The sequence below is a fragment of the Bacillus manliponensis genome, from assembly GCF_000712595.1.
In the GTDB taxonomy this organism is placed as follows: domain Bacteria; phylum Bacillota; class Bacilli; order Bacillales; family Bacillaceae_G; genus Bacillus_A; species Bacillus_A manliponensis.
This window is the reverse complement of record NZ_JOTN01000004.1, coordinates 287,581-311,408: the sequence shown is the minus strand read 5'-3', so window position 1 is coordinate 311,408 and position 23,828 is coordinate 287,581. Positions and strand designations below refer to the sequence as shown.

Here is a 23,828-nt window from a genome sequence, read left to right as displayed (position 1 = left end):
ACTATCAAAAGCAAAAACGTAAAGTAGCTCGTATTCATGAGAAAATCATAAACGTGAGAACAGACTATTTGCAAAAAATCTCTACCGATATCATCAAAAACCACGATGTGATGGGAATTGAAGATTTGCAAGTGTCCAATATGTTAAAAAACAGTAAATTAGCGAAAGTGATTAGTGAAGTATCTTGGGCTAAATTCAGAATCATGCTTGCGTACAAAGCGAAATGGTACGGAAAACAGGTCATCGCTGTATCCAAGACCTTTGCTTCTTCTCAGCTTTGTTCGTGTTGTGGATATAAAAATAAAGACGTTAAGAATCTCAATCTCCGTGAATGGGATTGCCCTTCTTGTGGCGAACATCACGATAGGGATATTAACGCAGGACAAAATCTTAAAAATGAAGCATTAAGACTTCTAACCGTAGGGACTACGGGGCTAGACTACTAAATATCTGTTCGGTAGAACGGAGTTCGTAGGAATCCCCCACTTCAAAACAGTCCGTAAGGGCGTTAAGTGGTGGGTAGTTCAATACAATGAGTTATATAATTCGATTCATAATTGTAACAACTTTTTATCATTAAAATTCCAATTTAGTACATTTCATACAGTTGACAAACATAAAAGACATTTATATAATGAAAATACAAAAGCATATCTCCAAAGGGGAGTAGCGTCAGAGATTTTCTCTGAAACAAAGTCGTCATTCCGTGGAATTTATATTCCTCCGGCTTTGTTGGCATATTCGATTACATATGTCTAGCAAGACCTTTGCCTACTTGCGGCAGAGGTCTTTTTTGCGTGGTTTTCTAGAATTTCCCGCCGTTTACAAGAGATATACTGGGGAAGCTAAACAGGGGAACTTGTCTCCATTTGTTTAGCATCTATACAAATGAGAGGAGAATGGAAATGGAACTATCTTTAATATTGGAGTATGGCTGGGTATTACTTATCTTGGTCGCTCTAGAGGGAATTTTAGCAGCAGATAACGCTGTCGTTCTTGCGGTTATGGTTAAGCACTTACCTGAAGAAAAACGTAAAAAAGCATTATTCTACGGATTAGCAGGTGCTTTCGTCTTCCGCTTAGGTTCATTATTTATGATCTCATTCCTTGTTGATGTATGGCAAGTACAAGCGATTGGTGCACTTTACCTTATGTTTATTGCAGGTAATCACATTGTAAGAACATACTTCAAAAAGAATACGAATGAAGACGACGCTGAATCAGAAGATAAAAAGAAAAACGAAAACTTCTGGTGGACTGTTTTCAAAGTAGAAGTTGCTGATGTTGCTTTCGCGGTTGACTCTATTTTAGCAGCTGTTGCATTAGCAATGACATTAAAACCAACTGGTCTTGGTACAATTGGTGGACTTGACGCAGGTCAATTCACGATCATCTTCATCGGTGGTTTAACGGGCGTAATCATTATGCGATTTGCTGCAACTGCTTTCGTAAAACTATTACACCGTAAACCAGGATTAGAAACTGCTGCTTTCTTAATCGTTGGTTGGGTTGGGGTTAAGTTAGCTGTTTATACACTTGCTCACCCTGCACTTGCAGTCATTCCACATGACTTCCCGCACTCTGCTGCTTGGAAGATTCCATTCTGGGTTGTATTAATAGGGATTGCTGTTGGTGGCTGGTTCTTATCAAAAGATGTATCTGTCGATGCAAAAGAAAACGACAAAAAATTCAACGAAAAAGCGCTATAATTATAGCGCTTTTTCTTTTTATACTTTTTTCTTCTTCCACCATTCTAAGTCCCCCCATATAATATGAAATCCTTTCCAGAGGTGTGTATCTTTTATGAAATTTTTTACATTTCCATTGAAATAAATGCATATCAGGTGTAATTTGTTAGTAAAATAATATTATAAAAGGAGCACCACTCAATGTTAGAACAGGGATTAGAATACGTTGTACAGCTCGCAAAGAAGAAAAAAGTAATGCTAGATACAAATCCGATGCAATATTTCATTCGGGCTGCTCTTGCCGGTGTTTATATTGGATTTGTCATTGTACTATGCTTCAAAGCTGGTAACTTCTTTCATATGACACAATCACCAGCTACCTATTTAGTCGCTTCTATGTTTTTTGGCATCGCACTTGTATTAATCACGTATGGATCGGCTGAACTTTTCACTGGAAATACAATGTATTTTACAGTTGCAACATTGCGAAAAGAAACAACAATAGTTGATACAATAAAAAACTGGTTTGCTTGTTACGCTGGGAATTTTGTCGGTGCTATCTTTTTCGCATTACTATTTTATGCAACAGGTATTTTTGAACATATCGATAATGGACATTTTTTAAATACTGTAACCGAGGCAAAAATGAACACCGAGACAACACAACTATTTGCAAAGGCCATTTTATGTAACTGGCTTGTATGTCTTGCTTGTTTTTTACCGTCGCAAGTAAAAGGAGACATTGCCAAAATAGCAATAATTATGCTTCTTGTCTTCACCTTTTTCCTATCTGGCTATGAACATAGCATTGCAAATTTATCCTTATTCGCAATCGCCTTATTATCTCCGCATCCTGATACTATTACAATATCCGGTGCCATTCACAACTTAGTTCCTGTAACGATTGGCAATATTATCGGCGGCTCTGTATTTGTTGGAATGGTATATCACTATTTAACTAAAAAGCAAAATACAGTTAACATTGCTTCAACAGAAAATAAAATGAAAAAATCTATATAAAGTGAAACTTCACTCAGCGAAGGTTTTCTTCATCCCCCACTGAGTGTTAGCCTGACCAATCAGGCTTTTACATCAAAAAGCGAAAACGACTGTTCAAGTATGACAAGCCGAAGCTAATCCTTTCTGTGGCGTAGTTTGCTACAGAAGATTAGCTTGTGACTCGAATCCAGGCTGTGAATCTCCCACTTAAACGTCTTTGCTTCACCTGAATTTTGAAGCAGAAATCTTACAGCCCGCAAAATAGGAGCATTAAAGCATTGCGAGAAACATGTTGGAATACTTTTCTTTCATTTACTTAATCTTAGTACCCACATCAATTTCTCCATCTCTTTTTGCTTGTAGTAACCGCTCTAACATATAACGCCGTCCGATCGGATCATCCGTATGAATATGAATCTCATGCGCATACAGTCCTTCTTTACAAAACATTTCTACAAAGTCCAAACCATTCCGCCTTCTCCACCCCATATTGTAATCAAGTGATAATATATGAACTGCATGATTTCGAACAAGCTGCAACGCTTCCTCTACACAAGGAGCCCCTGTGAACCCATAAGGAATAGGTCTTTGGTCATCCATATATATATTCATCATGTCCTCCCCCTTTCTTCAATTATACAAAAGAATTAATGTACAAATCGTTCCAGCACTAATAAAAGGAGCAAACGGAATAGGATCCCTATACCTCATATAACCGAAAAGTGTAGCACCAAAAATAAATATAAGACCAAATAAAGATGCAAGTAAAATCGTTATGGTCACTCCTTCTATCCCTATCACAAAAGCAAGTAACGTTAACAGCTTTACATCACCACCACCAATTCCTCCCTTGTATATCCAACCAATAAAATATAGTACAGAAAATATACACAAACTACTTATAATTTCGTTCCACCATATTCCCTTTGATAAAAAAATACGCTCGAATAGAAAAAAAACTGCAAAAAAGATGAGAATAACGTTTGGAATTAACATATAGAGGATGTCTGTCATCGTGACAATTACTAATAGAGATAATACCGCCCATATAAAAATAAGCTGTGCATATGAGGAAATAAAAAATGTAGGAATTAGAAAAGCAATACCTGTTATCACTTCAATTAACAAATACAAATAAGAAATTTTTTCTTTACAATACTTACAACGCCCTTTTTGCAAACAGAAGGATACAATTGGGATTAACTCTCCTATCCCTAATGTATAACCGCAATGCTGACAATGGGAACGCGGAGTAATAATAGACTGCTGAAGGGGAACTCTCGAAGCAACAACGCTATAAAAAGAACCAAGTACTGTTCCAATTAGAAAAATATAGACATGAAGTATCATCTTATCTCTCCTCTCACCCCCACTATAACAAAAAGAGCCAAACTATTATAATTGCAATAATCGCTATTTATCTACAAAAAAACAGGCCGATATATGGCCTGTTTTTTCTTTATACAATGAAATAAAATGCTTTTAATGGTCCGTGAACACCAACAACAAGTTGCATTTCAATATCTGCTGAATTACTTGGACCTGTAATGAAGTTAATACAAGATGCCGGCGCTTCCCCATTTTCTACACGTGTATTCATGTGATGCACCGCTTGTGTAATACGAGGCACAAGTGTTTCACGTGGAATAATTGCAATATAAATTGTCGGTAAGAAATGTAACGAACGCCCTCTTCCTTTATGGCTTTGTACAACGATTGTACCCGATTCAGCTAACGTGTAATCACTAAAGGAAATACCGATATTTGCCTTCTCAGCTAGCGTTATATTTTCATTCTTTTTTTCAGGATCCCAAACATTCACTTCAACATTTTGCTTCTGTAATTCCTCATGAAATAAAGATGTCAAACCATACTGATCAAAACGTTTATCTTGAGATAGCATGATTGGTCCGCCACCGTTTGCAAGAATTACACTTTCAATTTCCGCACTTAATGCTTCTTTACTCGTCTCAATTACTTTTGTATGAATGTTATTACATTGTTTCTTAAATACTTGTAATAATTCCTCTTGTGTGCAATCACTTAACGTTTCCCAATTTATATTATGCTTCCATTTCGGACGGGTAACATGGACGTTTTTTTGTTCACGTCCTAGTTGCTTTGCAATGTTATTTAAAAAAGAATCACGGTTATGAATTGTTCCTTGCATTAGTTACTCCCGCCTTTCTTATGATCTTTATACCAATCACGGAATCTCTCTTTATTTGGAGCTGGAAACTCACGAATCTCTGTCCAATTTTTGAGTGGTCCTACACCTTTTGAAACCCGGTTGTTAGATGTAAATGGGCTCATTGCTGTTGGTGCCATTTTTGATCCCATTTTGTATAAAGCAGCAGACGATGCACCCATACTAAACATTTTCATCGCTAATTTCTCTGCAAGGGGTGCCCGTCCCTCTTGCTCAACAATTACTTGACGATGTTTTAATAACAATTCATGAAGCGGAATTTTCACCGGACAAGCTTCCGTACAAGCTGCACATAGTGTAGAAGCATATGGCAACTCTTTATAATCATCATAGCCACCTAGTAACGGTGTTAATACTGCTCCGATTGGCCCGGAATAAATAGAACCATACGAATGCCCACCAACATGGCGATAGACCGGACAAACATTTACACATGCTGCGCAGCGAATACATTGTAATACTTGACGGAATTCAGATCCTAATATTTCAGATCGACCATTATCAACAACAACTAAATGAAATTCCTCTGGTCCATCTACTTCATCTTCTTGAATAGGACCTGCTACTGTGACATAACTTGTTAACTTTTGTCCAACCGCACTTCGGCAAAGTAAGCCGACAAGTACATCTAATTCTTCCATCGTCGGAACAATACGCTCCATCCCCATAACCGCGATTTGTATCTTTGGAATTGACATCGCGAGATCCGCATTTCCTTCATTTGTTACTAAGCAAAGTGAACCAGTATTCGCAACCGCAAAGTTACATCCCGTTACCCCAATCTCTGCTTGTACAAATTTTTCACGAAGCATTTTTCGAACAAACTTTGTCATTTCATATGGATCATCAGACTTGTCATAACCTAGTTTCTCTTGAAAAACATCACGGATTTGTGTTCTATTTTTATGAAGTGCAGGCGCAACAATGTGAGATGGTGGATCATTATCTACTTGTAAAATATATTCACCTAAGTCACTCTCAACAACTTCACATCCAATTTCCTCTAGAGCATGGTTCATACCAATCTCTTCGGTTACCATTGATTTTGACTTTATAACTCTTTTTGCTTGTTTCTTCTTTGCTACCTTTTGAATGTAGTCAGCTGCTTCCTCTTTCGTTTTTGCAAAGAAAACGTGACCGCCTCTTTTTGCTACATTATCACTTAACTGCATTAAATAATAATCTAAATTTTCTAATGTATGCTGACGAATTTCCTCACCTAGTTCACGCCACTCTTCCCAGTTTCCTAATTCATCAGCCGCATCTAGTCTCTTCGTATGTAAACGCGTTTGGGCAGCAGAGACCGCTCCGCGCATAAACGCATCTTCAATTCCTTCACCAACACGCTCTTGAAACTTTTTGTCACTAATTTTCATCGCCATAACATGATTCCCCCTTCATTAACGACTATTTAACACTTCAGCAATATGCATAACCTTTACATCTTTCCCCAAACGATCAATACGTCCGCCAATGTTTAACAAACACCCACAATCTGCACCAATAATGTAATCTGCACCAGTTTCCATAATGCTGTCAACCTTCTCATCTACCATCTGCTCAGAAATTTGTGTCATTTTAACCGAGAATGTTCCGCCAAAGCCACAGCAGTTTTGAGAATTTGGTAAATCTTTTACTTGAAGCCCCTCGACATGATTCAGCAAAATACTTGGTGCTTCTTTCACTCCTAGCAAGCGCGTCATATGACAAGATTTATGGACAGTCGCCGTTCCCTGTAAACGAGCGCCAACATCCCTTACCTGTAGCACATCAACAATAAACTGCGTTAATTCATATGTTTTTTCTGCTACTTTTCTCGCACGCACTTCCCATTCTGGATCACCTTTAAAAATATGTGGATACTCGTGAAACATTGTCGCACAAGAACCAGACGGTGTTACAATATACTCTGCATTCTCAAACGTACGAATCATATGTTTCATCGCATCTTTAGCTGCCTCTACATGTCCGCTATTATAAGCAGGTTGTCCGCAGCAAACTTGTGCTTCAGGAAATTCAATTTCACAGCCTAAACGCTCTAAAATTTCAACTGTTGCTTTCCCGACACTCGTCTCAAACATATCAACTAAACATGTGACAAATAAAGTAACCTTCATAATTATCCCCCTCTTTTTCAAACTCGCCAACAATCATAAGGTCATCAGATGACTTAATAAAAAAGAAAGACGACGAAATTACTTTCTGTCTAATCTCCCTTTCAGAAAACGCTTACTTATCTTTCCATTTTATCATATAAATGAATTTTTAAAAGTGCGAATTTACAATTTTCTATCTTCTATGTTTGTCACCATAAGTTCTACATTTGTTAAATGCTCTAGCATTGCTTGTTGTGCACCTTCAACATCTTGTTCTAACACTAAATCATAAATCTTTTGGTGCTCTTCTAAAAGTCGTTCCGCTGTTGTTTGTTCACCATATAATAAGATACGTCGCGTTTCACCAATTGCTTCTGCAATCATTTCAGAAACGTGATTCATAAGCTCTAACAAAATGCTATTATGTGAAGCTTCTGCAATTGCCATATGGAAACGAAAATCTGCCTCTTCACCAGCCTTTTCATTTCCTGCGCTGCGCTTCATTTCACCGAGCCAATGTTTCATATTATGTAAATTCTCCTCAGTACGCCTTGTTACTGCTGCTCGCACTGCACCTACTTCAAGCACTTTTCGCACCTCAAGTAAATTCACGATGTCTTCTTGTTTTATTAATAACGTATGATTTAATGATGTTGTTAATGACGAAGCATCGAAATTTTTTACATAAGTTCCTTCTCCTTGTTTCATTTCAATTAAGCCCATCGCACGTAAGGCACTCAACGCTTCACGCACAGCAGATCTACCAACTTGAAACTGCTCGGCTAATTGATGAACAGAAAGAAGCTTATCTCCAGGCTTTAATGTACCATCTTTAATCATTGACAAAATAGCCTCAGAGACTTCTTCATAAATTTTTTTCGGTTTAATTGATTTATACCCCAGTGGTATCACCCCAGTTTCATCCAAACAACAATGACAACGATAGATATAGAAAATAGTATCATTCTCTATTTTAGACCTAAATAATGGGAAGTACAAATGTTTTGTTCATAAAGTTCACAAAATAAGAAAAGAAAAAACCTTCTTTTTTAGGATGGAAAGTGCATCTGGCCATGCATAGTAACGGTCAGGGCCCTTTTCTACCACTTTCCTTGTTACAACACAAACAAAGAACAGACTCCACTTTCTATTTTTCGCCGTGGAGATACTAAAAAACCAACCATCTCTATACTAAGAGGAGATGATTGGTAACTGAATTGTATTTGTTGTTCCTTTTCCTTCTTCACTTTCAACGTTCCATATACCGCCATGAATATGAACAATTTGTTTTACAATTGCAAGACCTAAACCTGTTCCACCATGCTGACGACTTCTGCCTTTATCAACGCGGTAAAAACGCTCTCCTAACTGTTCAAGGTGCTCTTTCCCAATACCAATTCCTGTATCAATAATTTGTAATTTACATGTATGCTCACTTTGTATTAACTTTACAGTAACTGTCCCACCCTCATTTGTATAGCGAATCGCGTTATCTAACACGTTATGAATCACTTGTTGTATACGATCCTCATCAACATTCACGATAATATCTGGATCCAGTTCCGTATGTAATATAATTTTCTTTGCCGTAAAGTGTATTTCATACGTTTCCAGCACATCTTCAATTAGCTGGGCAAACACAGTAGGCTGTTTTTTCAAAGGAAAATGCTCTCCCTCTAACTGCGCCAAATCTAACAAATCATGAACAAGCCTTTGCATTCGTCCCGCTTCTTTGTACACTAACTTTGTAAATTTTAACTGTTGCTCTCCTTTTGCAACCCCGTCAATAATTGCTTCACTATACCCTTTTATATAACTTAGCGGCGTACGCAGTTCATGTGATACATTCGCCAAAAACTCTTTTCGTTGTACATCTTCTTTTTCTAATGCGGTTGCCATCTTATTAAACGCTTTTCCTAATCTGCCAATCTCATCGTCTGATGAAATGACAATTCTTTCAGAAAAATCTCCAACTGCCATATTATTCGCAACGTGTTCCATTTGAGAAAGAGGTTTTGTAATCGCAATAACAATTTTTCTACCAATCCAAACCGTCAATATAATAATAAGAAGAGATAGAGGTGCTAAAATAAATGCCATATCATAAATTAAATCTTTAATACTTTTTAAAGGAATATAAGAATAAATAATGCCAACTAACTTCTTATCATCTAAAACTGGAATAACAACTCCCATAATATTATGATGAAATCTTTCTTCATATCCGACTTTTGTAATGGTATGACCGTCTAATAACGTCTGCCGATCATCCTCACTTATAATAGAATTATAATGAACATCAAATGGCAAACATGCGCTTAAATCACGCGGGTTGTGGACAAATAACACGTCTGCACTTGAAACATGAGAAAAATCCCGTACTTTTTCTTCAAATACTTTTATATCCTCTTCTTTATTGTATTGAAGGACAAGTCTGCCTCCTTCGCGCTCTAACATTTCTCCAATGCTTTGTACGTACAATTTTTCATACGAATATAATGAAACAAAATATAAAAAGGAAACAGTTAAACAAACTGCACACGCAATCGTTAACCATAACTTTTGTACCATTGTAAACATATTACACCTCAAATTTATACCCTACGCCCCAAACTGTTTGGATATAGTTTCCATGTTCCTTCAGTTTCAAGCGCATCGTTTTTATGTGTGTATCTACCGTTCTTGTACTGCCGGCATAATCATATCCCCACACCTTTTCTAACAATTGTTCTCGGCTAAAAACTTGCCCACCATGCGAACATAAAAAATGTAGTAAATCGAATTCTTTTACTGTAAGTGAAACTGCCTGTCCTTCTATTTCAACACTTCTTCTTTTTTCATCAATCACAATCGAACCAAATCGCAACTCTTCTTGCTCTTCATGCTTTGTATATCTTCTTAAAACAGCTTCCATACGCGCAATCAATTCTCCTGGGCTAAATGGCTTTACAATATAGTCATCTGCACCAATACGCAGTCCATTTACTCGATTCCATTCTTCTCCTTTTGCTGTTAAAAAAATAATTGGGATATCCGAATATCTGCGAATTTCTTTACAAACTTCCATCCCATCCATCTCCGGCATCATCATATCTAAAATAACGAAATCAAAATTCTCTGCCTGTAACATAGAAAGAGCAACTTTTCCATTTTCAGCTTCTTTCCATTCATATCCGAAATTATCTAAGTACATGCCAACAAGTTGTCTCATGTCACTTTCATCATCAACTAACAACACTTTACACTTATCCATGTTTTTTACCCTCCCTTTGCACCACTTGGAAAGGTCCCTTCCCAACTGCAATACTTTCTTTCACTTTCATTGTATGTAAATCAATAACATATACTTCATTACTATCATAGCTTGCGACGTAGCCCTTCTCTCCATCTTGCCAAAATGAAAATGGATTTGATCCAACTTCTAGGCTACCAACCTCTTTATATACACCTTTATCAAACTTACGTAACATATTCGATCCATGGCTTAATGCGTAAATATACTTTTCGTCCTGTGAAACAAAAACTGGCATATACGGTGCATGTAACGATCTAATCATTTGTCCATCTTGTAAAGAGTAAATAAGTACTTTTTCATTTACTTGTTCTCCATCACCATGGCCACCAATCAAAATTTCAGAACCATCCTCACTAATCGTTGCACCAGTTGACGCCGGCGGAACCATAAAAGATTGGCTTACTTTCTTCTCATTTATATCAATCGTAGACAACTTCGTATCATAAAAATTTAAAACATGTAGTAAATTATCTTTTTGTACCATTGTAAGTGGTCCTTGTCCTACCGCAATCCTCGCTGTTTCTTGGCCATCTGTTGTAAAGACGCGCACAGCATTTTCATTTTGATCTGCTATAAACAACTCTTTCTGATTATCAGATAACAAAATATTTGCAATCCCTTTTCCTGTCTCCCATTTGTTAATTTGCTTTCCTTCTTTTAATGAATAGACATATATATATTCTAATTGCTTTCCATATACAAGAAGCTGATCTCCATCTGGCAAAAACGTCACTCCACTAATTGTCTCATTTAATTCCCACGTCGTCAGCAACTTGTCTGTTTTCATATCAATAAAGCTAATGCTTCCTTCTTTTATATTTGTAGTGATGATGACATCTTTATAAATCGGCACCGATGTATATCCTTCCTTATTACATCCAATAAGCAATAAAGAAAAACAAAATATAGCAAACCATTTCCTCAAACTATTACCTCCATTTTACACCGCATCTCTTTAACAATAAGATAACAAATAATTGTGTGGAAAGTGTGAAATTTCTTTTCTTCATTATTATATAAAGTGAAACTTCAATCAGTGAGGTCTTCTCCATCCCCCACTGATTGTTAGCCCGACCAATCGGGCTTTTACGGGCTGTTTATCTCCCACTTAAACTTCTCTGAATCCTCTAAGTTTTGAGGTGGGAGTCTTACAGCCCGTTAATGCGGGATAAAGTGAAACTTCAATCCTAGGAACTTCTCCTCTCCTAGTTGTTAGCATGACCAAACAAATAAAAAAACACGCTACATTTTCACTTTCTTCTATATAAAGTGAAACTTCAATCAGGCTCTTTGAAGTGGTAGTTTCACAGCCCACAAATAACGGGATAAAGTGAGAAAGCGACTACCCCTTTCTTCTATGTAAAGAGATAGCCGCTTTTTATTCGCTACAACAATAACAGTATGTTATCTCTTTTTAAAAAAGAATAACAGGAATATTACAGTTTTGTTAAAATGTATCCATTATATTCCTCGAAGAACAACTCAAATCGTTGGTATAACTGCTTTTCACTTTTTATTCTTATGAAATTTCATCCATTTTTTTGTATATAATCATCCTTTCAATATATTGAAAATTCCTTATAAAATCTAGTTTTCTATCTTTTTTCCTTTCTTTCTTCATAAGGATAAAAAAGGTAATTTGCTAACCTATGAATTTTTTTCCAACTTATTTCCGAGAAAATGTATGCTACGATAAGTGTGTCAGTCAACAGAGGCGAAAAATACAACTCTGTTAAATAACAATTTCATATACACGGGGGACAATCGTAATGAAAAAACATATTTTACTATCTGTAGCGGCAGCGACTGCTCTAACTTTCGGAGCAACAAACGATGCAAAGGCAGAAACAATGCAGCCTGCAAACCTAAAGGTTCAAAATCTTTCAAACCCTCTACTTTCTATACAGCATATGAACCAAGGGAACTTACATAGTTTCTTATCAAACACTTTCTCATATGTAAAGTGGGCTCCTATTTCAATGGAACAAAACAACTGCATCATTCCTGGGCAAGTCGTTTATCCAATTCCTTGTGAACATGGCTTTGTAACAAACCCATGCGACCAAGACGAAACGGTAACACCTGAGGAGAAGCCTGAAACAGGTAACGAAACTGTAGCTCCTGAAGAAAAACCTGAAACAGGTAACGAAACTGTAGCTCCTGAAGAAAAACCTGAAACAGGTAACGAAACTGTAGCTCCTGAAGAAAAGCCTGAAACAGGTAACGAAACTGTAGCTCCTGAAGAAAAACCTGAAACAGGTAATGAAACTGTAGCTCCTGAAGAAAAGCCTGAAACAGGTAATGAAACTACGAAACCTGAAGAAAACGGCACAACAAACAACAATGAAACTACGAAACCTGAAGAAGAGAAACCAACTGAAGAAGTAGATAGTTCATTAAGTGCATTCGAACAAAAAGTTGTTGATTTAACAAACGCTGAGCGTGCAAAACAAGGTTTACCAGCTTTACAAGTAGATACATTATTAAGTAAAGTAGCTCGCGTGAAGTCAGAAGATATGCAAAAAAACCGTTACTTTGATCATAACAGCCCAACATACGGATCTCCATTTGATATGATGAAACAATTTGGAGTTTCTTATAAGTCTGCTGGTGAAAACATCGCACAAGGTCAACGTACACCAGAAGAAGTTGTACAAGCTTGGATGAATAGTTCTGGTCACCGTGCAAACATTTTAAACAATGGTTACACACATATCGGTGTTGGCTATGTAGAGAACGGAAACTACTGGACGCAACAATTCATTACAAAATAAGGAAAATATAGCCTTCTAAAATAGAAGGCTTTTTCCTATTTGTCTTTTTCTCCATATCTATGTTTTATAACTCTCTAAAATATACTCATATAAAACACAGCTCATAAATATAACTGCACCACAACTCATAATAGTAATAAGCGCATAAAAAGATAATTCGTTTTGCAACGGCAAACAAATAATAACAGCTATCGCCATAACTCGAAATGTATACTTACTATAAAGCCGGATCTTCCGTAACATTTTCGGTTCCGTCTCTTCCGCTCCTATCCTTTTAAAACATTTACTTAACAAAAATAAAAACAAACCAATTCCAGCAGTAAGCCAACTTTGGAAATGTAAACTTACACCTACCCCAATTAAAATCAATATAGAATGAATATATAACAAGAAGAGCAGTATAATAGATTCCATATTTCGAATCATCCGTTTTCCATCACCTTGCATTTTATATATGTATTGTTCTGCAAATAAAAAGATGCTATGTATGAAAAGCAGTAAAATTGGTAACATAAAAACTGCTTGTTTATTTACAAATTCATCCGCTTTTCCATTTACACGCCAGTGGATAGCAATGGTATCTGGCAAATACGGATAAGCAAAAATACTCATTACACTACTTATAAAAATGATATATTTATATGCTTTCAATCACATTCCACCTCTTTTCCCTCTTACGTCCTTCTCTGTTTTATAAAAAAATCCTGCATGAAAAACTTTTTTATATAGAAAAAAGTCAAACTTATTCGTTTGACTTATAAAGTGAAACTTCACTCAGTGGGGGTTTTCTTCATCCCCCACTGAGTGTTAGCCCGACCAATCGGGCTTTTACCGACCATAAGACTACTTCCTTAATTCCTCAGGAGAAAATGCGCTGCATATCCTCTGGAATTGGCACATCTACTACAATATGTTGCTTCGTAATAGGATGAATAAAAGAAACATGTGCCGCATGCAATGCTTGGCGAGATAGTCGCTTCGTTTTTCCACCATATAATGTATCACCAATAAGCGGATAACCAAGATGGCTCATATGCACACGGATTTGATGTGTGCGTCCTGTTTCCAGTTGTAATTCCACGAGTGTTATATTTTTTTCTTTCTCATACTGAACGACTTCATAATGTGTAATCGCTCGGTCTCCCTTTGGCGAAACGCGGCGTCTTGTTGCATGATGACGATCTCGACCAATTGGTTCATCAATCGTTCCTTTTTTCTTTTTCATTCTTCCTTCAACAAGCGCCATATATGTTCTCTTTATTTTTCGTTCCATTAATAAACGATCCATAATGACACCAGCTAACGCATGCTTCGCAAAAACGACACCACCAGATGTATCTTTATCTAACCGATGAATATGACGTACTTTTGTTTCAATTCCTTCTGTTTGAAGATGAAACGCTACGTAATTTGCTAACGTACCTTTCCCACCTTTTTCAGCTGGATGCGTATCAACACCAATTGGTTTATTTACGATTAATACATGATCATCCTCATATATAACATCTACGTCATAAAATTCAGGTTCAACGCCATATTCTTCCGTGGGAAACATATGAATTTGTAATTTCTCTCCCTCTTGTAAAAGGTCATTCCATTTTCTTTTTTCTCCGTTTACAAGAATCGCATTTTCCATACGGTAACGATGCAATAATTTTTTCGGCACTTGCCACTCTATTTTTAAAAGAGAATCAATCGACATACCATTCCAAACGGATGGAACGGTAATTTCACACCATTCTCCCTTTCTCTTCAATTCCATATGTACATCACCTTTACGTGTTTATTTCTTTTTCTACTATAAATGATTTTCATGAAAAATAACATATGATGTACATTGAAAAAGACAGATTCTAGATAGGAGCACTTTTGTTAAGCTCGAAGTTTTTTCATTTCCACTAACATCGCTTCCGCTTTCCGTTCATATGATAAATCGTTAAAAAATTCCGCCAAGCGTTTGTAATCATTATATGCATCAAGTAATTCATCAATTGTTCCTTCTTGGGCCTGTTTTAACGGAACTGTCATTTTTACTGGATAACGATAACCTGACATTTCATGAATTTTGTAATACTCATCTTCTACTTGAATAACTTTCACAAGTTCATCTTCTTCCGCGTCAAGTGTGTACCCATCAAACTCCCGTAACAATTCATAAATAATATGAGTCCATTCATCTTTTGGATAAAATCCCTTTTCTAATCTATAGCCGACAATGCGATATACATGCCCATCCTTTTCTGAAAACTGCACAGTGTCATTTAACTTAAATTTAAAATAACGAAACATTGTCTTCACCTGCTTTTATATAGTGTTCTTATCTCATACTATTCTCAAACAAGGGGGGAGACTATTCATAAAAATAGCCTCCATCCTATAGGATGAAGGCTATTTTTAAGATATTTCTTTTTCATTTTTCTTTCGAAATGGGAGCCACCAGTTCCATGCCCCAAACATTTTCATTAAACTCGGAACAAGAATAAGGCGAATAATCGTTGCATCAAGGAAAATCGCAAGGGCAACGCCAATTCCCATTTGCTTCACTGGTAAAATATCAGTGAACGCAAACGCCCCAGTTACAACAATCATAATTAAAGCTGCCGATGTAATAATGCGACTCGTTGACACTAATCCTTCTAACGTCGCATAATCATTATCTTTTGTTTCCTCGTACAATTCATGAATACGAGAAATTAAGAACACCTCATAATCCATACTAAGTCCAAACACGAGCCCAAATATGAAAATAGGAAGGACAAATAAAACCGAACTCTCTTCTAATCCAAAATGCCCACCTTGGAATAGCCATAATACGATTCCAATCGTTGCACTTAAACTTAAAATGTTCATGATGATGGCTTTAATTGGAATGAGAAGTGATCTGAATGCAATTAATAAAATGAAAAATGTTGATCCGAAAATAACCGACATACTGATAACAACTTTATCTTTAATTTCGTCTTCTAACTCTTGCTCAAACGTTGTCATGCCACCCATATAATAAGTGATATCCTCTGTTTTATAATTGCTTTTGAAATCACGTACCCATTGTTTTGCCGTTTCCGTACGCGGCTTCGCTTGTAAATACACGTGAATAATTGTTTTATTACCATTTACATAGCTTTGAAGGACAGGTTCTATTTGCTCACGCTGGGGAGATTGAAGCGCTCCTACTACTTGCTCTGCGCTCATATTGCCCAGTGTTTCATATAGTCCTTTTACTTCATATACATCTTCATCTGCTTTTAACTGCTCCGATAACGTTTCTAATGCCTCTAAATTCTCTTTCTCTGTAACATTTCCGTCCATTTCAGCGACGATTGTAACATCTGCATGTGTTTTCGCAAGCGTTTGGAATGAATCTTCATATTTTTCGTAGGCAACACGTGCATCACTATGCTCTGGCAATGCCTCTACGCTTGGAAACTGTAAATCTGCCGTTCGAAGTGGTAATAAACAAACGATAATAAATGCTACAACTGCCATTGTCATGACAACCGGGTACTTCATGACAAACTGTGCAAACTTTCTCCAAAAAGGTGCAGTGCGATGAACAGCTTTTTTCTTTCTTATTAAACGCTTTCCAATTAAGGATAATAGCGCTGGTAAAAGCGTCAGTGAGAATAAAATACTCATCACAACAACAATCATGCCGCTAATGGCTACTGATTGAATATAATCGATTTGGAAGAAAAAGAGTCCTGATAATCCAACAAACACACATAATCCGGAAAAGACAATTGCTCGGCCTGCCGTTTGATAGGTCACAGCAATCGCGTCTTTTACATTGCGATGTTCTAACTCTTCTCTAAAACGATTCACAAACAATAAGGCAAAATCAATCGATAGTGCTAGACCAATCATTGGCGCTACATTTAAAACAAAAATAGATAACTCTGTTTCCAAGCCGATGAAATATAAAATCCCCATCGTACTAATAACGCTAAGCGCTCCGTTTATAATCGGTAAAATGGATGCAAGCAAGCTACCAAACGAAAGTAATAGCACTAAAAATGCAATTGGCAAACCAATCATTTCAGCTACCATTAAATCGTTTTGCGTTCGCTCGTTAATTTCTTGATTGATAATAGGAAAACCAGTTGGTGACACTTTCACCTCATCGTTACTTTCTTTTTTTATTTCCTTAGCGAACGCTAATGTTTTTTCATTACGCTCTTCAGTTGTTTTCCCAGAAAATAAAATCGTTCCGTATGCAACATCGTCTTTCATCATTTCTGTCCCATTGAATGGATGATAAAACGACTTATATGTTTCTTCTTGTTCTATTTTCTTTACAATTTGTTCTACTTGTTTTGTGAAATTCTCTTTAGATACACCTTGTTCTTTTTGAAAGACTAACAGTAATGCATCTTGTGACTGATTAAAATCCTTATCTAGCATTTCCTTTGTTACAATATAATCACCGTCTGTTTCAAAACCATCTCCGCCCAGTACATCAGGAAGCTTTGGTGCGAATATACCGAGAGTTATAGCAATTACTAACAGTACTGCAATTGTTGTCGCACGAAACTGGTGCAAAAAGCTACCAATTCTTCCCCACCTGTCTACTTTATGTACATTTGTTTTCACAACTTTTCACCAACCATTTCCTTCAAATTCATCCTATTAACTACTGTCTTTCATTGTATCACATCCCATTTTAAAACATTTAAAAAAGCTATCCCTCATATAAAAGGATAGCTTTTCATCATTTTGTAAAGTGTAAAAAACGATTGAAGTACATTGCAACAATTAATATAATTCCGCCTGCGCAAAATCCAGCGATAATATCTGTCGGATAATGAACATTTAAAATGACGCGGCTTAGCCCAATCCATACAATCCATATTGTTGCTGCGATTGTAATAAAGAACTTACCTGCTTTATTATTTATATGAATAATAGCCATATATGCAATAAATCCATATGTGACCACAGCTAACATCGAGTGTCCACTTGGGAAACTATAGCCAACCGCATCAACTGCTTCATTTAATGATGGACGTTCTCTTCCAATCATCACTTTTAATAATTGGTTAATAAAATGTGTGCTAATTACAGCGATTGGATAAATAAGAAATGCTGCAAAATAACGCTTTTTCCAAAATACAAGCATACTAATGACAACTGTAACAACGATTCCAATTTCAGATCCAAACTTTGTGAAATAAGAAAAGAAGGCAAGTGATTTTTCTGTTTGTAAACCTTTTACCATCCCTTTAACATATTCATCCAGTCCAATGACACCCCCAGCACGAACATGCCAAGCGATGAAGCTAAATACTAGCGCTAAGATTGCTATTGCAATGATTTCATATATACGAAACTTTTGTTTCACCTTCTATTCCTCCTACTAGCAAAAAACACGATTCCTAACAAGGAATCGTGTCAGCATTACTTACCTTTTCCCGTTTTCAGTTCTGTCCAATAACGGTCATACTCTTTTAACTTCGTATCTACATCAAGAAGCCACTCTGTACGATCTAACTCTTCTTGCGTTAAGAAAATCATACGGTTATTTCTATATTCTTCACTATGAAGCTCATGTGCTTTTTCATTTGGATTACTATAGCCAATTGATTCATAGTTCTTCACACTTACTTTCGGATCCATTAAGTAGTTAATGAATTTCTCTGCAAGTTCTTTATTTTTTGCACCCTTTGGAATTGCTAACGTATCTGCCCAAATTGTACCGCCCTCTTGTGGCACAACGTAACCTACATCTTTATTATCTTTTGCGATGTAAGCTGCATCACCAGACCATACTGTACCAATCCATGCGTCTTCTGTAATAAACTTTTGTTTAATATTATCTGTATCAAATGCAAGTAAGTTTGGAAGCAGTGTTTGTAAATCCTCTTTTGCTTTCACTAATTCTGCATCATTTTGTGTACTATTTGAAAATCCATTTTTCTTCAGGGACATACCAAGTACTTCGCGTGAATCATTTAATAATACAACGCGACCTTTATACTTTTCATTCCAAAGATCTTCCCAACTTGTTGGTATATCTTTTACATACTTTTTATTGTACGCAATCCCTGTTACACCCCAAGTATATACAACCGAATATTTATTTTCCGGGTCGAACGGTGGTGTTTTAAAGTTCGATACAAGGTTTTCTACGTTTGGAATATTTTCTTTATTTAATGGCTCTAACAAATCCATCTCTGTCATTGTTTTTACCATATAATCAGACGGTTGAATTAAATCATATTGCGATCCGCCAGCTTGCAATTTCGCAAGCATTTCTTCATTACTTGCGTATATATCATAGTTTACTTTTACGTTATATTCTTTCTCAAAATCTTTAATAACTTGCTCATCAAAGTTATCTGCCCAGCTATAAATGTTGAGCTCTTCTTTTTTCTCACCGCACCCTGCTAGTACGCCTGCAGCAACTGTAAATGTAAGTGCTGTAGCCGCCAGTGTCTTCATCCATTTCATGCGTGCGACCTCCCTAATTTATAATGGTAAATGTCCTCCCGAATTGTCTTCTCCATCTCTACCTTTGTTACGGAAAATTTCAGAAAGAATCATTAACCCTACAATTGTAACAATTAAAATTGTTGATAAGGCATTGATTTCTGGTGTTATACCGCGTTTTACCATACCGTAAATGTACAGTGGTAATGTTGTTGAACCTGGACCAGATACGAAGAAACTAATAACGAAATCATCGATAGACAACGTAAACGTTAATAGTGCCGCTGAAATGATGCCTGGTGCAAGTCCTGGTAATGTCACATAGCGAAATGTTTGCCAAGGCGTTGCTCCTAAATCATTTGCCGCTTCTTCTAAATCGCGTCCCATTCCAGAAAGACGTGCCGATAAAATAACAACAACAAACGATACACTAAATGTAATATGCGCAATGATAATCGTTGTTTGTCCTAGCTCTATACCGAACTGACTAAATAAAATTAGTAATGATAGTCCCATTAAAATATCAGGTATTAAAATTGGCAAATATACGAGACCGTTAATTGCACCTTCAAAGCGATACTTATAACGGTGCAATGCTAATGAAAAACATACACCTAGTAGCGTTGTTACAAACGTTGTGATTAAAGCGATTGTAAGACTATTTAAAAGCGCATCAATAACAGCTTCTTTTTGAAATAAATCCGTGTACCAATGAAGTGTAAATCCACCCCACTCTGCATTGATACGTGAATCATTAAATGAATACACCATCAATACCATCATTGGTACATAGAGAAATAATAAAATGAGCCAAGAATAGGCCAATAAAAACTTTTTCATCTCCTCTTATTCCTCCCCGTTTCCATATTTATATACTTTCGTAGCACGATAATATAAGTAAATGAACAGGACAGAGAATAAGACAACAATCATAGAAAGTGCTGAACCAAACGGCCAGTCACGCGCTCCTAAAAATTGATTTTGAATTATATTTCCGATTAACGCTACTTTTGAACCACCCATTACATCCGACACAACAAACATACCAATAGACGATATAAATACTAAAATCGATCCTGTAACGATTCCGGTCATTGTCATTGGTAACGTAACATGCCAAAATGCTTTAAGCGGCGTTGCTCCTAAATCGTAAGCAGCTTCTAATTTTCGCTTATCTAACTGCTCAATTGCTGCATACACAGGTAAAATCATAAATGGTAATAACGAATAAACCATACCTAAAATAACAGAAGGTGTATTGTAGAGTAAATTTAACGGTTCATCAATAATACCCATGTTCATTAAAAATGTGTTTACAAGTCCTTGAGAACGTAAAATAACAATCCATGCGTAAGAACGCACAAGGAAGTTAATCCAAAACGGGATCGTTGCAAGAAGTAATAAAATAGAACGGTATTTCGGATTAACAAGCGTAATTGTGTATGCAAACGGATAACCGATGAATAAACAAATTAACGTTGTAATGACCGCAATTTTTACTGTTTCCCAAAGTGTACCCATGTATAGTGGATCAAACACACGAATGATATTCTCAAGTGTGAATTGCATCTCCACGGTTCCATAAGCACCACGCTGTAAAAATGCAAAAGCTAACACAAATACAAGCGGTACTAGGAAGAAAATAAGCAGCCAAACTACAGTAGGTAATGCGAGTAGTTTCCCTTTTTTCAATTTAAGGTCACCTCATCCTCTTGCTCCCATCCTACATATACGTTATCGCCAATGCTCCATTTTGCTGCTTCCTCTGCATTTTGATATGTCATAAGTAATTCGGATGTTTTCTCATCACGAATATACAGCTTCTCCATATTTCCAACGAACTCAACATCTTCAATATGACCGAGACGATATCCTTCTGTCGCTTCACTTTCAACAGGAATAATTTTCATGTTTTCCGGACGGATTGATACGTATTCTTCCCCTTTTTTCACGATATTATTTTCACCAATAAACGTCGCAACGAACAATGTTTTTGGCTTATTATAAATCTCCTTAGGCGTACCAACTTGTTCAATCTGACCTTTATTCATAACAACAATGCGATCACTCATGCTCATCGCTTCTTCTTGGTCATGCGTTACATAAATAAATGTAATCCCTAAATTACGTTGTAAACCCTTTAATTCGCGCTGTAAATCTTTACGAAGTTTAAAGTCTAGCGCTCCTAACGGCTCATCTAGCAATAATACGCGTGGATTATTTACAATCGCTCTTGCAATTGCAACACGCTGCTGCTGTCCACCAGATAATTTTGTCGGCTTACGATTGCGAAAATCCGTTAATTGCGTTAAACGCATTGCTTCTTCTGCGCGCTGCTTTTGCTCTGTTGCCGATACATTTTGCATTTTCATGCCAAAGCAAATGTTTTTCTCAACCGTCATATGCGGGAATAGTGCATAGTGTTGGAACACTAAATTCATATTACGCTTATATGGCGGTAAATCATTAATTTTTTCTTCGTCCAATAAAATAGAACCGATTGTTGGTTTTTCAAAACCTGCAATCATGCGAAGTAATGTTGTTTTTCCACAACCACTTGGTCCAAGGATTGTTAGAAACTCTCCTTCTTTAATATTTAAGGAAAGAGGCGAAATAATTACTTGGTCGCCAAAATGTTTTTCAACTGCTTCAACTTTAATAATATTTTTCATTTTCCCTTCCAATCTACCTCGTATTTTTTATTTTATACTCATACATCACTGTTGAATTATATACCCTGATTTTTCCCATTCTTTATACAAAATGCTGCTCAGTCAGCCTCTTTACTATTCTTTATGTAGTATGTTTGATTCAAATTCCTATGATACACACCTTGAATAGAAAAACCCCTTCATCGCGAAGGGGCTTTATCATAAGGCTACGCCAACTGATAAACACCATCATCATTTTAACAACTTTCGTATAAATTTTAAAGCACTTTTTGTAGAAGCATACCGAATTTTCATATCGAATGTTGTTGTTTGAGATAAAATGCTTTTATAGTGCGAAAAAGTCCGAAAACTCTGTTCACCATGATAGCTTCCTAATCCACTTGGACCAACTCCGCCAAAAGGTAAATATGGACTTGCTAGATGATACACTGTATCGTTTGTACAGCCCCCTCCAAATGGAATATTCCTTGTTACCATTTCTTGTACATCCTTACTCTCTGAAAATACATAAAGTGCGAGAGCTTTCGGTTGTTTCTGGACAATTCTTATAATTTCTTCTATATCATCGTATTCTAATATCGGTAAAATAGGTCCAAAAATCTCTTCTTGCATAATAGGGTGTTCCCATGAAATATTCATCAAAACAGTTGGCTCGATATGTAATGTATCCTGGCTATAAGATCCACCAATTACAGTCTCTCCCTCTTCTAAAAAGCGAAGAAGTCTATTAAAATGACGTTCGCTAACAATCTGTACATACTTCTCATTTTGAAGTGGCTTTTCGCCAAACTGATTTCTTATTTCATTTCTTAGCTCTTTCATGAACTGATCTTTCACTGATTTATGAACATAAATATAGTCTGGTGCGACGCACGTTTGCCCAGCATTTAAAAACTTCCCCCATACAATGCGGCGAGCTGCAAGTTGTAATTTCGCATCACGATGCACAATACATGGACTTTTCCCGCCAAGCTCTAACGTAAGTGGAGTCAGTTGTTTTGCTGCTGCTTCCATAACAATTTTCCCAACAGATGTACTTCCTGTGAAAAAAATATAATCAAATGGCTGCTCAAGCAAAATCGTACTCTCTTCTACACCACCCTCTACAACCGCTACAAGTTCTTCTGGAAATACTTCTCGTACTAACTTAGTAATGATACTCGATACGTTGGGTGTTAATTCTGATGGTTTTAATACAACAGTATTTCCTGCTGCAATTGCACCAACGAGCGGTGCTATCGCAAGCTGAAATGGATAGTTCCAAGGAGCAATGACAAGCGTTACACCATACGGCTCTGGAACAACTTTTCCTTTTGATCCAATATGAGTAATCGCTGTTTTTACTCGCGTTGGTTTACTCCATGAAGATAAATGCTTACAAATAAAAGAAATTTCTTTTAACGTATAACCCACTTCCGTTGTATACGACTCATTCTCTGATTTATTTAAATCTAGCTTTAACGCCTGAAAAATCTCATCCTCATAGCGCTGAATGCCCTCATATAGCTTTTGTAAATATTTTTTTCTTCCTATTATATTCCTCGTATTTCCATTGTAAAAATAATCCTTCTGTTTCACTACAAGAGAAGAAATGTTCATACATGCATTCCCCTTCCATCTCTATACTTCTATTTATATAAACTCATTTTCTCTAATTCAACATGCTTTC

The 23,828-nt window shown here is 36.5% G+C and carries 23 protein-coding genes and 1 riboswitch; of the genes, 4 read left to right on the top strand and 19 right to left on the bottom strand.

Annotation, left to right across the window (positions count from 1 at the left end; all coding sequences use genetic code 11):
• The 3 genes from BAMA_RS07475 to BAMA_RS07465 form a co-directional block, all read left to right on the top strand.
• A partial coding sequence (locus tag BAMA_RS07475; protein ID WP_034637820.1) for an RNA-guided endonuclease TnpB family protein occupies positions 1-446 on the top strand: 446 nt, incomplete at its 5' end.
• 203 nt (positions 447-649) lie between these two features.
• Positions 650-816, top strand: a riboswitch (yybP-ykoY riboswitch).
• Positions 817-905: 89 nt separating this feature from the next.
• Complete coding sequence (locus tag BAMA_RS07470; protein ID WP_034637818.1) at positions 906-1,709, top strand: TerC family protein; 804 nt, start codon at positions 906-908, stop codon at positions 1,707-1,709.
• Positions 1,710-1,889: 180 nt separating this feature from the next.
• Positions 1,890-2,708 carry a formate/nitrite transporter family protein gene (locus BAMA_RS07465; protein ID WP_034637816.1) on the top strand — a complete coding sequence of 273 codons (819 nt, stop codon included), beginning with the start codon at positions 1,890-1,892 and terminating at the stop codon, positions 2,706-2,708.
• A gap of 291 nt (positions 2,709-2,999) precedes the next feature.
• On the opposite strand, the gene BAMA_RS07460 is transcribed toward BAMA_RS07465, so the two are convergent.
• The 9 genes from BAMA_RS07460 to BAMA_RS07420 all read right to left on the bottom strand — a co-directional run bounded on the left by BAMA_RS07460 (position 3,000) and on the right by BAMA_RS07420 (position 11,212).
• Entirely contained in the window at positions 3,000-3,299 is a 300-nt protein-coding gene (locus BAMA_RS07460) for a cyclic-phosphate processing receiver domain-containing protein (protein WP_034637813.1), read from the bottom strand.
• An 18-nt stretch (positions 3,300-3,317) separates the two neighbouring features.
• Complete coding sequence (locus BAMA_RS07455) at positions 3,318-4,037, bottom strand: prepilin peptidase (protein ID WP_034637811.1); 720 nt, start codon at positions 4,035-4,037, stop codon at positions 3,318-3,320.
• A gap of 109 nt (positions 4,038-4,146) precedes the next feature.
• Positions 4,147-4,857 carry a LutC/YkgG family protein gene (locus BAMA_RS07450; protein WP_034637809.1) on the bottom strand — a complete coding sequence of 237 codons (711 nt, stop codon included), beginning with the start codon at positions 4,855-4,857 and terminating at the stop codon, positions 4,147-4,149.
• Positions 4,857-6,278: a LutB/LldF family L-lactate oxidation iron-sulfur protein gene (locus tag BAMA_RS07445; protein WP_034637806.1), complete on the bottom strand. Its 1,422-nt coding sequence runs from the start codon at positions 6,276-6,278 to the stop codon at positions 4,857-4,859. Before BAMA_RS07445 ends, BAMA_RS07450 begins: the two co-directional genes overlap by 1 nt.
• 18 nt (positions 6,279-6,296) lie before the next feature.
• Positions 6,297-7,013, bottom strand: coding sequence for a (Fe-S)-binding protein (locus tag BAMA_RS07440; RefSeq protein ID WP_034637802.1), 717 nt, complete (start codon positions 7,011-7,013; stop codon positions 6,297-6,299).
• Positions 7,014-7,175: 162 nt separating this feature from the next.
• Positions 7,176-7,865, bottom strand: coding sequence for a FadR/GntR family transcriptional regulator (locus BAMA_RS07435; RefSeq protein WP_265182708.1), 690 nt, complete (start codon positions 7,863-7,865; stop codon positions 7,176-7,178).
• 318 nt (positions 7,866-8,183) lie between these two features.
• Complete coding sequence (locus BAMA_RS07430; RefSeq protein ID WP_034637799.1) at positions 8,184-9,572, bottom strand: sensor histidine kinase; 1,389 nt, start codon at positions 9,570-9,572, stop codon at positions 8,184-8,186.
• 1 nt (position 9,573) lies between these two features.
• Positions 9,574-10,245: a response regulator transcription factor gene (locus tag BAMA_RS07425; protein WP_034637796.1), complete on the bottom strand. Its 672-nt coding sequence runs from the start codon at positions 10,243-10,245 to the stop codon at positions 9,574-9,576.
• Positions 10,238-11,212 carry a YncE family protein gene (locus BAMA_RS07420; RefSeq protein ID WP_034637794.1) on the bottom strand — a complete coding sequence of 325 codons (975 nt, stop codon included), beginning with the start codon at positions 11,210-11,212 and terminating at the stop codon, positions 10,238-10,240. The genes BAMA_RS07425 and BAMA_RS07420 overlap by 8 nt, the downstream gene beginning before the upstream one ends.
• A 925-nt stretch (positions 11,213-12,137) precedes the next feature.
• Between BAMA_RS07420 and BAMA_RS07415 the strand changes: the two genes are divergently transcribed.
• Positions 12,138-13,061 carry a CAP domain-containing protein gene (locus BAMA_RS07415; RefSeq protein WP_420834701.1) on the top strand — a complete coding sequence of 308 codons (924 nt, stop codon included), beginning with the start codon at positions 12,138-12,140 and terminating at the stop codon, positions 13,059-13,061.
• Positions 13,062-13,118: 57 nt separating this feature from the next.
• Here BAMA_RS07415 and BAMA_RS07410 read toward each other — a convergent pair whose 3' ends face one another.
• The 10 genes from BAMA_RS07410 to BAMA_RS07365 form a co-directional block, all read right to left on the bottom strand.
• Positions 13,119-13,712: a DUF1648 domain-containing protein gene (locus BAMA_RS07410; RefSeq protein ID WP_034637790.1), complete on the bottom strand. Its 594-nt coding sequence runs from the start codon at positions 13,710-13,712 to the stop codon at positions 13,119-13,121.
• A gap of 208 nt (positions 13,713-13,920) precedes the next feature.
• Positions 13,921-14,823, bottom strand: a complete 903-nt coding sequence (locus BAMA_RS07405) for an RluA family pseudouridine synthase (RefSeq protein ID WP_034637787.1) — start codon at positions 14,821-14,823, stop codon at positions 13,921-13,923.
• A 110-nt stretch (positions 14,824-14,933) separates the two neighbouring features.
• Positions 14,934-15,350 carry a hypothetical protein gene (locus BAMA_RS07400; RefSeq protein WP_034637784.1) on the bottom strand — a complete coding sequence of 139 codons (417 nt, stop codon included), beginning with the start codon at positions 15,348-15,350 and terminating at the stop codon, positions 14,934-14,936.
• Positions 15,351-15,455: 105 nt separating this feature from the next.
• Positions 15,456-17,651, bottom strand: coding sequence for an MMPL family transporter (locus BAMA_RS07395; RefSeq protein WP_034637782.1), 2,196 nt, complete (start codon positions 17,649-17,651; stop codon positions 15,456-15,458).
• Positions 17,652-17,769: 118 nt separating this feature from the next.
• The gene (locus BAMA_RS07390) at positions 17,770-18,399 is read right to left on the bottom strand and encodes a phosphatase PAP2 family protein (protein ID WP_034637780.1); all 630 of its coding nucleotides are present in this window, start codon (positions 18,397-18,399) and stop codon (positions 17,770-17,772) included.
• A 56-nt stretch (positions 18,400-18,455) separates the two neighbouring features.
• Positions 18,456-19,508: a polyamine ABC transporter substrate-binding protein gene (locus tag BAMA_RS07385; protein WP_034637777.1), complete on the bottom strand. Its 1,053-nt coding sequence runs from the start codon at positions 19,506-19,508 to the stop codon at positions 18,456-18,458.
• Between the two features lie 18 nt (positions 19,509-19,526).
• Positions 19,527-20,327, bottom strand: a complete 801-nt coding sequence (locus BAMA_RS07380) for an ABC transporter permease (RefSeq protein ID WP_034637772.1) — start codon at positions 20,325-20,327, stop codon at positions 19,527-19,529.
• A gap of 6 nt (positions 20,328-20,333) precedes the next feature.
• Positions 20,334-21,179, bottom strand: a complete 846-nt coding sequence (locus BAMA_RS07375) for an ABC transporter permease (protein ID WP_034637770.1) — start codon at positions 21,177-21,179, stop codon at positions 20,334-20,336.
• The gene (locus tag BAMA_RS07370) at positions 21,176-22,159 is read right to left on the bottom strand and encodes an ABC transporter ATP-binding protein (RefSeq protein WP_034637769.1); all 984 of its coding nucleotides are present in this window, start codon (positions 22,157-22,159) and stop codon (positions 21,176-21,178) included. The genes BAMA_RS07375 and BAMA_RS07370 overlap by 4 nt, the downstream gene beginning before the upstream one ends.
• A gap of 231 nt (positions 22,160-22,390) precedes the next feature.
• Positions 22,391-23,758: an aldehyde dehydrogenase gene (locus BAMA_RS07365; protein ID WP_034637767.1), complete on the bottom strand. Its 1,368-nt coding sequence runs from the start codon at positions 23,756-23,758 to the stop codon at positions 22,391-22,393.
• Between the last annotated feature and the right edge of the window lie 70 nt (positions 23,759-23,828).